Source organism: Bradyrhizobium sp. BR13661 (assembly GCF_029892425.1).
Lineage (GTDB): Bacteria > Pseudomonadota > Alphaproteobacteria > Rhizobiales > Xanthobacteraceae > Bradyrhizobium.
This window is the reverse complement of sequence record NZ_JARXWB010000005.1, coordinates 286,648-298,789: the sequence shown is the minus strand read 5'-3', so window position 1 is coordinate 298,789 and position 12,142 is coordinate 286,648. Positions and strand designations below refer to the sequence as shown.

Here is a 12,142-nt window from a genome sequence, read left to right as displayed (position 1 = left end):
TTTCTCCTGAGGCTCACTCCTGCGAACGAGCGCAGGTAAGCGGGAACGAGCGATATATCAGGCGATTCGGCCTGCGCAATCCGGCATTTCCAAGAAAGTGGCTGGCAAAAGCGCAGGCGGCGCGCCAACTATTTCGAGCTGTGCCCTTTATCCGGCCGCTGGCCTGCTCTACATGCAGCTGCATGGAATATCCCCGCGCCGGCCGTTTCACCGCAACCGCCCTGATGCTTGGCAATCTCGTCACCGGCTGCTCGGTACTGGCGCCGGCTGGCATGCTGCCGGAATTGTCGACGGGGCTCGGGATCAGCATCCATGCGGCCGGGCTCCTCATCACCTTTGGCGCGATCACGCTGTGCATCGGCTCGCCACTGACCGCGTGGCTGACCAGCCGCATCGAACGGCGGATGTTGCTCACGACCACGCTTGCGGTGCTCGCCCTTGGCAATATCGCCTCGGCCTTTGCGCCCGATTACGCAAGCCTCCTCATCATCCGCCTGATGATGCTGGCCGTCGGCGCGCTCTACACGCCGCAGGCTGCCGGCACGGCAGCGCTGATCGTGCCGGCGGAGCGGCGCGGCAGCACGATTGCCTACCTCTTCCTCGGCTGGTCGCTGGCTGCCGCCGTCGGCCTTCCGCTGATCACCTTCATCGCCAGTCGCTATGGCTGGCGCGCCACCTATGGCACGATCGGCGCGCTCGGCTGCATCAGCTTCCTGTTGCTGCTGGTCCGCCTGCCGGCCGGCTTGACGGGCACGCCGGTTGATTTGAAGACCTGGAGCGCGGTCGGCCGCAGTGGAACGATCAGGCTGCTGCTTGTGATCACGATGCTGCAGATGTCCGGTCAGTTCGCGGTGTTCACCTTCATGGGTCCACTGCTCAAGAAGCTCACTGACGCGAGTCCGGATGCGATCGGCATGGTGTTCGCGATTTACGGCGTGTGCGGTTTTCTGGGCGTCGTCGTCGCGAGCCGTATCGTCGACACATGGGGGCCGTACCGGACTTCGCTGCTGTTCACGTGCCTGTTACTGGCGGGGATCGCCGGGTGGGCGCTGGGTGCGGGCACCCTTGTGCCGATGGCGGTCGCGGTTGCGATCTGGGGACTGGGTTTTGCCTCGACCAATTCAATGCAGCAGGTGCGACTGGTGGCGGCGGCGCCGCCGCTGGCACCCGCAACTGTCGCGCTCAATACCTCGGTCCTCTATATCGGCCAGGCCATCGGCTCGGCCGTCGGCGGCCTGTTTTTTGCCCGCGAATGGCTGCACAGCGTCGGCTTCGTGGCCGTCGGCTTCGTGGTCCTGGCACTGATCCTGGTGGTTCTGAGCGGGTCCCGGCGGGCGACTGTCAGCCCGGCCTGAACCCGGCCTCCTATCCGCAAGGCGCTTGGCAAACGGCGCGGGAGAGCGCTAGAAGGCCGGTGATGGGGACCAAAGAGAGTTGACTGAAATGAGGATGATTCTGGCGGTTGCCGCGGTGCTCGTTTCGACTGCCGCGTTTGCGCAAACCGACAAGCCACCGATGGTGGGGGACAAGCCGCTGGTGCAGGTCAAGCCCAAGGGGACCAAGACGGGGACCAAGGAGGCGGCTGCCAAGCCGACCGCGGCGCCGAAGGGCAAGCCCCAGTCGGTCGCAGCCCGGCTGCAGGCCTGCCTCGACACCGAAGATGGCACCAAGGACCGGCTCAACTGCTACGACGCCATCATCGCGCCGACGCCCAAGCCGAAGCCGGCCAAGGCCAAGGGCTACGCCGATTGCCGTTTCTTCAAGGAAGAGGACGAGCGCCTGGCCTGCTTCAACGGCTTTGCCGAGAGCATTCCGAAGCTGCCCAAAACCTGATGATCAGGAGCTGAGTTGAGGAGCGGACGTCTAGTCCGCGATCCGGCTCAACACCGCCCTGAAGGCAACGCCCGGCAACTGCAGCGCGTTGCCTTCGAACTCGGCCGTGTCGCCGTCCTCGCGGCCGGCGAGCGTCAGTGTGATCCGGTCGATGCCGAACAGCGCCTTGAACGACGGATCGTCGTTGTAGCGCTCGGTCGATATCTTGACCTTGATGCTGTCACCCTGGCCTGTGTAGGTGCCGATGAAGGCGAAGGCTGAATTGCCGCCGCGCATCTTTCCGTCCGTGACGTAGACGACGCCGCAGCCGGTACCATGAACGGTGTGGAAGTCGACCTTGTACAGTCCCTGACGCAAAGCTCGTCCCCGCAGAATTCCAATTTCAACTTGATCGGCAAGTTATGATCGTGGCCAGCGGAAGCAATCCGGCGGCTGCCGGGAATTATCGGCCATCAACATCACATTTTGATCAGAGTCTGATTGAATTACAGCCAACGCAGCGAAACACCGGCGGGCGCAAAATCCAGCCTAACGATTCGATCCGGGCGAGCTGGTGGTAGCAACGCGCGTCAACGCCAGCGCCGGCGTTGCCGACATCTTCACCAGCACGTCCTTGAGCGGGTACTGCGTCCACGCGCGATTGACGTAGTCGCGGTGGGTAATGCCGTCGCCGGTCTCGACGAACACGACGCTGCCCGGACGCAACGGCCCATCCATGTCCTCGGAGACAGCGATGCCTTTTTGTCTCAGCATGCTCATCAACTCGTGGTCCCGCCGCGCGGTGTAATGAGTATAGGAGCTGACGAAGAAGCCCGAGCGGTGGCTCTCGATCCAGGACGCGAACTTGTCCATTTCACCATAGACCGCATCGAGCAGCACGACGCCGCGGACGCGATCGCTGATGCCGCCGACCTCGAGGCTCCAGGCGGTCGGCAGGAAGCCGCCGCTGTAGCCGACGATCACGATCGGCATGTTGGCAAAGGCGCGCACGCTGTTGGGATCGCCGGTCAGCTGCGCGAGGTGATTTGCCGACTCGTCCATGAAGCGCTTGAGGCCGCCCGGCTGCCAGAATTTTCCGGCGCTGGAATCGGCGGCATCGACCGCCATCTGCGGTGCAAGCAGTACGGCATTGGCGCCGGAATCTGTAATCTGCTGCGGCACCAGCTGCCGGTCGCGCACGTCGCGCGCAAGCGTCGCGCCGTTGCCGTGGAAGAACACCACGATTACGCCCGGCTTGCGCACGTCGAAATGTTCGGGGACATGCACCAGCACGCGGCTGTCGTTGTAGGTCTCGTCCTGCCAGAACACGCGGCCCGAATAGCTGCGGTGACCGCGGCGATCGCCCTTGGAGATGTTGAGGAACGGCGCGTCGGAGGCGGGGTTGTTGCCGAAATAGGGGAAGGCCGACGACTTCATGCTGACGAGCGTCGTCAGGTCCTCACGCGGCGGACGCTGATAGGGGACCTGCGGCGCGAGCGAGGCGACCCTGTAGGGGGCTTGCTCCGGCTGCTGCTGCACGGCGCGCTTGGGCGAGAAGTCCGACATCTGCCGTTGCAGGAGACTTTCGCTCGGCGACGGGAAGCGCTCCTTGAACTGCGGGGCAGGGAAACGATCCTCGAACGTGTCGCCGCTGGCCACTTGATTGGCGGTGCGCTGGCTGGTCTTGGCAACAACCTGCACGTTGGCCTGCGAGCTCGCTGCCAGCGCCGTCGGATTGGGCGACTGGCCGCATTGAACCAGAGACAGCGACAGCGGCACCAAGCCTGAGATCAGAGCGATCCGAAGCGCACGACCGCGTGCGCCGGACGCTTTGGTCCGGTCAGCACGCGTGTCTGCTTTCAAATTCGGAACGGCCCCGACCATCCACCCATGACCCCAAGTGACGAACCAAGTCACGAACCATCGGCAATCTTTGAAACAATTGAGCCGACTGGCGTTTAGGCGACGTTAAGCGTCCGGAGAAACTTCCCCACATCCGGAACGCTCAAAAAAGACCACGCAATCGTGTCGCGATTGTGGGAGGGGCGCGCGCATTTCCGCGGACGACTACGGGTTTATTGCCCAAAAGGGGGCGTGGAAGGTGGCTAATTACCTATTTTCGCCGCCTCATTTAACCCTTGTTAACCCTGCTTGAATTGACTGCAGCAATCTGCACGATGCCTCCCACGAGGCTCGACGCCTGAGGCTAAGGACCCAGATGACGGCATCAGATGCGGGAACCGCGCCCTGGATCGGGCGGCTGACCGGCGGCTCCGGAGTTTCCGTTCTGGTTGCAACCGCCATCGTCGTCGCCGACATGATCGGGGTCGGCGTCTTCACCAGCCTCGGCTTCCAGGTCAAGGACATCCCCTCGGGATTCTCAATCCTCTCGCTCTGGACCGTCGGCGGTATCGTCGCGCTGTGCGGCGTGTTCTCCTATAGCGAGCTTGGCGCGATGTTTCCGCGCTCGAGCGGCGAGTATAATTTCCTCGGCCGCGCCTATCATCCGGCCTTCGGTTTTCTGGCCGGTTGGGTCTCGGCGACGGTCGGCTTCGCAGCGCCGGTGGCGCTCGCGGCCATGGCTTTCGGCGAATACGCCAAGTCCGTCGTACCCGCGGCGCCGCCGATTCCGCTCGCGATCGGTGTGGTCTGGCTGGTCTCGATCATTCAATTGACCGGCGTCAGGCACTCCTCGACCTTCCAGCTGATCTCGACCATCCTCAAGGTCGTGCTGATCGTCGCTTTCCTCGTTGCCGGCTTCATCATCGGCACGCCGCAGCCGATCTCCTTTGCGCCTCACGCCGGCGATCTCGCCCACATCGCCAGTGCGCCCTTCGCGATCGGGCTCGTCTTCGTGATGTATTCGTTCTCGGGCTGGAATGCGGCGACCTACATCATCGGCGAGATGAATACGCCGCAGCAGAGCCTGCCGCGCGCGCTGCTCGCGGGCACGCTGATCGTGCTGGTGCTGTATGTCGCGCTCAATGCGGTGTTTCTTTACGCGACGCCCATCAGTGCGCTGGCCGGCCAGCTCGACGTTGCCAGCGTCGCCGGCAGCGCCATCTTCGGTAGCCTCGGCGGCCGGATCGTCGGCGCCATGATCTGCGTCGGGCTGATTTCCTCGATCAGCGCGATGATGTGGATCGGTCCGCGTGTGATGATGACGATGGGGGAGGACATCCCGGCGCTGCGCGTGTTCTCGCGCAAGTCGACCAGCGGTGCGCCGGCCTATGCCATCCTGTTTCAGCTTGCGGTCTCGAACCTGCTGCTGTTCACGCGCAGCTTCGAGGCGGTGCTCGACTTCATCCAGTTCGCGCTTTTATTCTGCTCGTTCTTCACGGTCGCTGGTGTTATCAAGCTGCGTATCACCGATCCCGACCTGCCAAGGCCCTATCGCGCATGGGGATACCCGTTCACGCCTTTGATCTTCCTGCTCGTGACCGCGTTCATGATGTACTACCTCTTGACCGAGCGGCCCGTGCAGTCGCTGTCGGGGATGCTGGTCATGCTCGCCGGCCTGTTGATTTATGCCATTTTCCGCAGGCGGCCGGTCGCCGCTGCCAATTCACACAATCGCGAATAGACATGTTTCGACCCATAAGATTTGCGGCCGTCGCTCTTGTCCTGCTGGCTGCGGCCATCTCGTCCGTGCGTGCGGCCGAGGTCACATTCGACGACACCGCGCGCTTCCTTGCGGGCATGCAGCCATCGGCGGACTCGCCGCTCGTGCCGCTCACCAAGGATCCGTCCTGGCAGCATCACGCAAAATTCTTCGACGGCGCTTTCGCCCAGCTTGAGCAGCGGCAGATATCGAAGATCCGGAACTGGTCCGACGTCAATCTCGCCGCGCCCCGGCCGACGATGTTCTATTTGTTCAGCGGTCCGGATTTCCTCTACGCCAACGCCTTCTATTCCAAGGCCAGCACCTATGTACTCGGGGCGCTCGAGCCCGTCGGCGGGGTGCCTGATCTGACCAGGCTCTCGCGCGGTTCGGTCGATGCCGCGCTCTACAATGTCGAGCGCTCGCTCGGCTCAATCCTGAGCTTTTCCTTCTTCATCACCAAGCAGATGAAGGTCGACCTGCACACCAACCAGGTCAACGGAACCTTGCCGATTCTTTACGTGTTCCTGGCGCGATCCGGCAAGACCATCCGCAATGTCGAGATAGTTGCGCTCGACGACAAGGGCGGGGTGCACTACGGCAATGACAATCCCGGACCAAATGCGACGCGCGGCGCCCGCATCACCTTTGCAGGCGCGGACGGCGAGGCGCGCACGCTGTATTATTTCTCGACCGATCTCTCCAATTCCGGAGCTCGCGCGGCCGGCTTCCTGAAATTCTGCGAGACGCTCGGACCCGGCAACAGCCTGATCAAGAGCGCATCGTATCTCCTCCATGCCGGCAATTTCACCGTCGCCCGCGACTGGCTGCTCGCCAACAGCGCGACCATCATCCAGGACGATTCCGGTATTCCGCTTGCCAACTACAATTCGCGGCAGTGGCGTTTCTTCCCGTTCGGCCGCTATCTCGGCCCGATCGGCGAATTCCCCGGCCGCTATCAGGAGCGCTATGCCGAATTGTTCACGCGCGCCCAGCCGATCGATTTCGGCGTCGGCTATCGCTGGCGGATGCACGAGTCGAATCTGCTGCTGTCGGTGAAGGTGGCAGGAGGTGAGGCCGCGCCGGCTGCTGAGACGACTTCGTCTGCCGAGCCTCCGCCAAAACCGCCGCGTCCGAAGCGGCCACGCCCGCCCGAGCCGATCCCGCCGTCCGGACGCCTCTTCTGGTTCCGCTAGCCCGCCGGGCTCTGAGCGACAACAACCAGCACCTCGGCTTTTTGCCGGCCGAGGCTTCTGACTTCGTGCGGCGTCTCGCCTGAAAAATACAGGCAGTCGCCCTTGCCGAGGACAAGCTCCTCGCCGTCGAGCTTGATTGCGATCTTCCCGTTGATGACGAACAGCAGCTCCTCGCCGGCATGCGAGGCGCGCGTCGCAGACTTGTGCGGCGGGCTCAGCAGGAACGGCTCCATCATCTTGCGGGTTCGGCCGGTGACGAGTGGAACGACGCCAAACGTGTCCTGAAACAGCGGCACGTTCCCATCCTCGCGGCGGAACAGCGTGTAGCGTGGCGTGGGCTCGGCATTCGGGTCGAAGAAATTCGCGACATTGACCTCGAGGGCCGCGGCCATCCGCAGCAGCGCAGCGAGGGAAGGGATCTTCAGGTTGCGCTCGACCAGCGAGATGTAGCCGCGCGTGAGATCGATTTGCTTGGCAAGCTGATCCAGCGTCAGGCCCTTGGCGATCCGCGCCTGGCGGATATTGGCCCCGACCGCTGTCGCTTTGCTGACGTCAAGCACGCATGAGTCTCCCGAACTGCTGATGCTCCTTTTGCAACAGATGCCGCCGAACTGCCAGTCCGACGGCGTGTCCAGCCCGTCCGGACGGCCAGTCGGTGTATTCTAAAAGAAAACTCCTGCGCAGAAATTTCAAGCAGAGCCGCGGATATTGTGGGCAGTCGCTCTGGTATATCGACCGAAATAGCCAAAAAATGGTGCATTTTTCGCCTTTTGCCGCGTTCGACGGCAATTGCTGGATTCGGCCGAGTTGATTTCTGTTGGTAAACATGATCGATTTTTCCGGTCCAAGCCGCCGATGGGTGCCTCGGGACAGAACAAAAATGCCGGTACTCTCTGGAGAGATTGATGACCGTAGCAGACAACGTAACCCTCAACGTCGCGCCGGACGAGACGGCGAGCTTGCAACGGATCGTGTGGTCGAGCGTGATCGGCACGGCGGTCGAATGGTACGACTTCCTCATCTACGGCACTGCGACAGCGCTGGTGTTCAACAAGGTCTTCTTTGCCGCCGGAAATCCCACGCTCGCCACCATTGCTGCCTTCGGCACCTATGCGGTCGGCTTCCTGGCACGGCCGCTAGGGGCTGCGATCTTCGGACATTATGGCGACCGGGTCGGCCGCAAGGCGATGCTCGCGATCACAATCATGGTGATGGGTATCGGCACCTTCCTGATCGGACTGCTTCCGACCTACCAGCAGATCGGTATCGCCGCGCCGCTGCTGCTGATTGGCCTTCGCTTCCTTCAGGGCATTGGCCTGGGGGGTGAATGGGGCGGCGCGGTGCTCATGGTAGTCGAGAACTGCCCGACCCATCGCCGCGGCCTGCTCGGCAGCATGGTGCAGGTCGGCAACCCCATCGGCAATCTTGCGGCGATCGGCATGTTTGCGCTGGTCGCGAGCCTGCCGGAAAGCGATTTCATGACCTACGGCTGGCGCATTCCCTTCCTGCTGTCGGTCCTGCTGGTCGGAGTAGGTCTCTACATCCGCCTCAACATGGAGGAGACTGCGGCCTTCCGTCAGGTTCAGGCCAAGAAGGAGGTCGCTGGCCTGCCGCTGGTCGAGATCTTCAAGCACCATCGCAAGCCGTTCTTCACAGCGGTCGGTCTGAAGATTTCCGAGATCGCCTATGCCAGCATCGGCGGGGTCTTCGTGATGTCCTACGCCACCGCCAATCTTGGCCTGTCGCGCGCCGTGGTGCTGAACGGCGCGTTCGCCTCGTCGCTGGTCGCTCTGCTTGCCATTCCCCTGTTTGGCTGGCTGTCCGATATCGTCGGGCGCAAGACGATGTTCTATGCGAGCTGCCTGTTCTCGGCGCTGTTTGCCTTCCCGCTGTTTTGGCTGCTCAACACGCGCGATCCCACCATCGTCATCTGCACCATTGTGGTCGCGATAACCTTTGGCCAGATGGTGATGTTCGGTATCGGCGCGCCCTGGTACTCCGAACTGTTCTCCGCGCGCCTCCGTTACAGCGGTGCTTCGCTCGGGTTTCAGGTCGGTGCAGCCCTGAGCGGCGGTTTGACGCCGTTGATCGCGGCCTCGCTGATGGCCTGGAGTGGTGGCGCCACCTGGCCGGTCTCGCTGCTGCTGATTGCCTGCGCAGCGATCACCGCGACGGCGACGACCTTCGCGCCGGAAATGGCCAACAAGGAACTGACCTGATCCCCTGGCGCGCCGCCGCCTGCGGCGCGTTATCGCTTCTCTCAAGGGAAAATTGTCATGCTCGACATTATCAGCGCCGGCCCGGCACAGAGTGCAACACGGCTCGGCTGGACCGGCGTGGTGCGCTTTCTTCATCTCGCCCCACGCGCCTTCCTGCCGATGCGCTCCATGGACTCAATCAGCCTCATCGCCGGGCGCGGGATCGAGGGCGATCGCTACATGATCGGCAATGAAGCGGGGTTTTACTCGCACAAGCCGGAAGAGGGACGGCAGGTGACCCTGTTCGAGCTCGAGACGCTAATCGCGCTGAAGCGCGACTCCGGCATCGAGCTCGGCCCGGAGGAGCACCGGCGCAATGTCACCGTCGAGGGTGTGCCGTTGAACCATCTGGTCGGCTGCCGCTTTTGGCTTGGCGAGACCTTGCTGGAGGCCACGCGGCTGTCGATCCCGTGCCGGCACATCGAGGAGATCACCGGCAAGGCGATCTTCGATCCCTTGATCAACCGCTCGGGCCTCAACTGCAAGATCCTGCAAGGCGGCATCGTCAGGGTCGGCGACCTCGTGCGGAACGTGGCATGAGCGCGCGGCCCATTACGACGATCAAGACGGTCGTCGCCGGCATCGAAGCGGCCGGCACGGACATAAAATTGTTCACGCTGGCCGATCCCGATCAGTGGGAGCTGCCGCCCTTCAAGCCCGGCGCGCATATCGATCTGCATCTGCCGAACGGGCTCGTCCGCACCTATTCGCTGTGCAACGAGCCCGCCGACAACACGCGCTATGTCATCGCGGTCAAGCGTGAGGTCGACGGGCGCGGCGGCTCTCGCGCGCTGCATGACGACATCAGGGTCGGTGACGTCATCGGCGTCTCGCTGCCGCGCGGCGGGCTTGAGCCGAGCGTGGAGATCTCGCGTCACGTGTTCGTCGCGGGCGGCATCGGCGTGACGCCGTTCCTGTCGAGGGCGCGGCATCTCGCGACGATGGGAAATACTGACTTCATGCTGCATCTGATCGTACGCGAGGAGGTGCCGCTTGCTGCATATCTCATCCCGCTGATTGATGAGGGGCGCGTCGTGGTGCATCGCACCTCGCGGGCGGGGCGACCGGATCTTGCAGGGCTGATTGGTGATATCGATCCGCGGACGCTTGTCGCCTGTTGCGGTCCGGAGGCCATGACCGACGATTTCGAGCATGCAACTGCGACCTGGCCCTCGGCAAACGTTCATGTCGAGCGCTTCGTTGCGCCGCCGCCAATGATCGATCCCGATGCAAAGCCGTTCACGCTGCGGCTGGCGCGCTCCGGCACGGAGATCCAGGTGCGTGCGGGCGAGACCATGCTGGCCGCCTTGCAGGAAGGCGGCATCGATGTTGCGGCCTCATGCTGCGGTGGCATCTGTGGCGCCTGCAAAGTCGGATGGATTGAAGGCAAGCCGGTGCATCGCGACCGCATCCTGTCCGCCTACGACCGCGAGCGCTTCCTCATGGTCTGTGTTGCCGGATCAGACGGTGAGCGCCTGGTATTGGACCTCTGACCTACCAGTGGACGCTTTGGCTCGGCTCGATGAACGCTGTCGTGCTGGGCGGTCTGACCAGACTCGCCGCCAGATACCAGCCGGAGCCGAGCACAAGCGTGAGCAGCGCGATAATCGCGAGCATGTCGATGGTGCGGGGATCGTGATTCTTTGGATGAAGCTTGGGATGCGGACCGAACCCGAACTGAAAGTGATGGCTGATTTTCCAGCGCATTATTGTTCCTCCCTGGGGAGCATCACAACAACGCGAGGGGAAAGTTCCGGTTCCGGTCAGAGCAGCGATGCGCAAAGCACTGCAGCATACTCACGAAGCGTTGACGCCGCGCCAGCGGCCGTAGCGCCACGGCAAATACCAGCGCGCGCCTTGCGGCGCAGTGAGAGGCACGTTGTCGATGCCTGACGTACCGAATGGGTTGCAGCGCAACAGGCGTGCCAGTGTCATCCAGCCGCCGGCCCAGAGTCCGAAGCGCGCGATCGCCTCGTCGCCATAGATGGAGCAGGTCGGCAGGTGCCGACAGTTGTAGCCGACCAGCGGTGAGAGCGTGTGGCGGTAGAGCCAGATCAGCGCACGACCGAATCTGCGCGGCAGTCGCAACGCACCCTCGATCGGACCGGAACAGTGCTCGCAGGCTGAATGCTTCATGGGCTCCTTGCTGAGATCGTGAGCGCCTTGTTGCGCAGTTCCAGCGCAGGGAACAGCGCGCTGTTGTGTCCGCGCCATACTTTGTCTGCTTTCAGGGAGCAGCGCAGCAAGTACCTATGGACGATCTGTATTCCCCCGGATACCATTTTTGTGACGTCCATGTGTAGACTCGAGGGAACGTCGAAACGGGCTTGCCTGATTGCTTTTGGGGCTTGGGGAAGGAACCAGTTTGAGAGTTCTGAAGTCGCTCAACCTTCGCGGCTGGTTGCGGGTGGGAACCGCCGCTTGTGGGGTCGTGTTGGCGGGGGCCATCGCGACCTTTGACTCGCCGGCTCGGGCAGGCGCCTCGCTCGAAGAGCGCAAGCTGCCGATGAAGTTCGGCTGGGTTTCCTGCGAACCCAATTGCCGCGGCTGGGTCAGCGCGGTCGGCATCATCACCGCCGATACGCCGAAGGATTTCGACGATTTCGCCCGCGGGCGCCAGCTTGGAGGCGCCGCTGTTGTGCTCGATTCCAGCGGTGGCTCCGTCAATGATGCCATCACGCTTGGCCGGCGCTTCCGCAATCTCGGTCTCCTGACCACGGTCGGTACGACGGTGCAGAACGGCAGCGGGCAGGGGGCGCGTCCGGCGGTCGCCTCGGAAGCCTATTGCGAATCCATGTGCGTGTTCCTGCTGCTGGCCGGCAAGAAGCGCTACGTGCCCGAAGCGGCCCATGTCCGCGTCCATCAGATCTGGATGGGCGACCGCGCCGACGACGCCAAGGCGGCAAGCTACAGTGCGCAGGATCTGATGATCGTGGAGCGTGACATCGGCCGGCTCGCCAAATACACGTTTGACATGGGTGGAGCGGGGGACCTCCTGTCGCTCGCGCTCAACGTGCCGCCCTGGGAAGATCTGCACGAGCTCGACGCAGCCGAGCTGAAGCTAACCAATCTCGTGACGACTGACCTCGTTGCCGACGTGCTGCCGCACGTGGACATCACAGCGCCCGCGATGGCGGAGCTTGCGCCAAAGACACAGGCAAGGTTTGGCGAGGAGCCGGAACCGCAGCCCGCCAAGTCGACCAAGACGGCGGAAGCGGTGGTGCCGACGGGCGGCGTGGCGGCGCCTGCCGTGGCACCGCAGAAGTAAGAGGTTC

Annotated in this window: 13 protein-coding genes; 8 read left to right on the top strand and 5 right to left on the bottom strand. The window is 63.1% G+C overall.

The genetic code is table 11. The features are described 5' to 3' along the window. Positions 1-182 precede the first annotated feature (182 nt). Both M2427_RS11150 and M2427_RS11145 read left to right on the top strand, forming a co-directional pair. Entirely contained in the window at positions 183-1,355 is a 1,173-nt protein-coding gene (locus M2427_RS11150) for an MFS transporter (RefSeq protein WP_280706428.1), read from the top strand. An 88-nt stretch (positions 1,356-1,443) separates the two neighbouring features. Further along, positions 1,444-1,833, top strand: a complete 390-nt coding sequence (locus M2427_RS11145; protein WP_280706324.1) for a hypothetical protein — start codon at positions 1,444-1,446, stop codon at positions 1,831-1,833. Positions 1,834-1,863: 30 nt separating this feature from the next. Here M2427_RS11145 and M2427_RS11140 read toward each other — a convergent pair whose 3' ends face one another. Together M2427_RS11140 and M2427_RS11135 are read right to left on the bottom strand one after the other, a co-directional pair. Continuing rightward, positions 1,864-2,190, bottom strand: a complete 327-nt coding sequence (locus tag M2427_RS11140) for a GrlR family regulatory protein (protein WP_280706323.1) — start codon at positions 2,188-2,190, stop codon at positions 1,864-1,866. 171 nt (positions 2,191-2,361) lie between these two features. Further along, positions 2,362-3,696, bottom strand: a complete 1,335-nt coding sequence (locus M2427_RS11135; protein WP_280706322.1) for an alpha/beta hydrolase — start codon at positions 3,694-3,696, stop codon at positions 2,362-2,364. Positions 3,697-4,030: 334 nt separating this feature from the next. Here M2427_RS11135 and M2427_RS11130 point away from each other — a divergent pair, with 334 nt between their 5' ends. Together M2427_RS11130 and M2427_RS11125 are read left to right on the top strand one after the other, a co-directional pair. Beyond that, positions 4,031-5,395 (top strand): amino acid permease, encoded by a 1,365-nt coding sequence (locus M2427_RS11130; RefSeq protein ID WP_280706321.1) that lies wholly within the window; start codon positions 4,031-4,033, stop codon positions 5,393-5,395. Positions 5,396-5,397: 2 nt separating this feature from the next. Then, entirely contained in the window at positions 5,398-6,609 is a 1,212-nt protein-coding gene (locus tag M2427_RS11125) for a hypothetical protein (protein WP_280706320.1), read from the top strand. Here M2427_RS11125 and M2427_RS11120 read toward each other — a convergent pair. Beyond that, the gene (locus M2427_RS11120) at positions 6,606-7,169 is read right to left on the bottom strand and encodes a cupin domain-containing protein (protein ID WP_280706319.1); all 564 of its coding nucleotides are present in this window, start codon (positions 7,167-7,169) and stop codon (positions 6,606-6,608) included. The genes M2427_RS11125 and M2427_RS11120 overlap by 4 nt on opposite strands. A gap of 345 nt (positions 7,170-7,514) precedes the next feature. On the opposite strand from M2427_RS11120, the gene M2427_RS11115 reads away from it, so the two are divergent. The 3 genes from M2427_RS11115 to M2427_RS11105 are packed head-to-tail and all read left to right on the top strand — an operon-like array spanning position 7,515 to position 10,360. Continuing rightward, positions 7,515-8,828 carry an MFS transporter gene (locus tag M2427_RS11115; RefSeq protein WP_280706317.1) on the top strand — a complete coding sequence of 438 codons (1,314 nt, stop codon included), beginning with the start codon at positions 7,515-7,517 and terminating at the stop codon, positions 8,826-8,828. A 57-nt stretch (positions 8,829-8,885) separates the two neighbouring features. Next, positions 8,886-9,407, top strand: coding sequence for an MOSC domain-containing protein (locus tag M2427_RS11110; protein ID WP_280706315.1), 522 nt, complete (start codon positions 8,886-8,888; stop codon positions 9,405-9,407). Then, on the top strand, positions 9,404-10,360 hold the full coding sequence (locus tag M2427_RS11105; RefSeq protein ID WP_280706314.1) for a PDR/VanB family oxidoreductase: 957 nt from the start codon (positions 9,404-9,406) through the stop codon (positions 10,358-10,360). The genes M2427_RS11110 and M2427_RS11105 overlap by 4 nt, the downstream gene beginning before the upstream one ends. A gap of 1 nt (position 10,361) precedes the next feature. Here M2427_RS11105 and M2427_RS11100 read toward each other — a convergent pair whose 3' ends face one another. Together M2427_RS11100 and yidD are read right to left on the bottom strand one after the other, a co-directional pair. Beyond that, positions 10,362-10,574 (bottom strand): hypothetical protein, encoded by a 213-nt coding sequence (locus M2427_RS11100; protein WP_280706313.1) that lies wholly within the window; start codon positions 10,572-10,574, stop codon positions 10,362-10,364. Positions 10,575-10,664: 90 nt separating this feature from the next. After that, a complete protein-coding gene (yidD, locus tag M2427_RS11095; RefSeq protein WP_280706311.1) occupies positions 10,665-11,003 on the bottom strand; it encodes a membrane protein insertion efficiency factor YidD in 339 nt (112 codons plus the stop codon). 229 nt (positions 11,004-11,232) lie between these two features. Here yidD and M2427_RS11090 point away from each other — a divergent pair, with 229 nt between their 5' ends. Next, positions 11,233-12,135: a hypothetical protein gene (locus M2427_RS11090; RefSeq protein ID WP_280706309.1), complete on the top strand. Its 903-nt coding sequence runs from the start codon at positions 11,233-11,235 to the stop codon at positions 12,133-12,135. Positions 12,136-12,142 lie beyond the last annotated feature (7 nt).

Coding starts and splice junctions, on each gene's coding strand:
- yidD (WP_280706311.1), bottom strand. CDS start 11,003: ATGAAGCATTCAGCCTGCGAGCACTGTTCCGGTCCGATCGAGGGTGCG.
- M2427_RS11105 (WP_280706314.1), top strand. CDS start 9,404: ATGAGCGCGCGGCCCATTACGACGATCAAGACGGTCGTCGCCGGCATC.
- M2427_RS11145 (WP_280706324.1), top strand. CDS start 1,444: ATGAGGATGATTCTGGCGGTTGCCGCGGTGCTCGTTTCGACTGCCGCG.
- M2427_RS11150 (WP_280706428.1), top strand. CDS start 183: ATGGAATATCCCCGCGCCGGCCGTTTCACCGCAACCGCCCTGATGCTT.
- M2427_RS11125 (WP_280706320.1), top strand. CDS start 5,398: ATGTTTCGACCCATAAGATTTGCGGCCGTCGCTCTTGTCCTGCTGGCT.
- M2427_RS11135 (WP_280706322.1), bottom strand. CDS start 3,696: ATGGTCGGGGCCGTTCCGAATTTGAAAGCAGACACGCGTGCTGACCGG.
- M2427_RS11100 (WP_280706313.1), bottom strand. CDS start 10,574: ATGCGCTGGAAAATCAGCCATCACTTTCAGTTCGGGTTCGGTCCGCAT.
- M2427_RS11110 (WP_280706315.1), top strand. CDS start 8,886: ATGCTCGACATTATCAGCGCCGGCCCGGCACAGAGTGCAACACGGCTC.
- M2427_RS11130 (WP_280706321.1), top strand. CDS start 4,031: ATGACGGCATCAGATGCGGGAACCGCGCCCTGGATCGGGCGGCTGACC.
- M2427_RS11115 (WP_280706317.1), top strand. CDS start 7,515: ATGACCGTAGCAGACAACGTAACCCTCAACGTCGCGCCGGACGAGACG.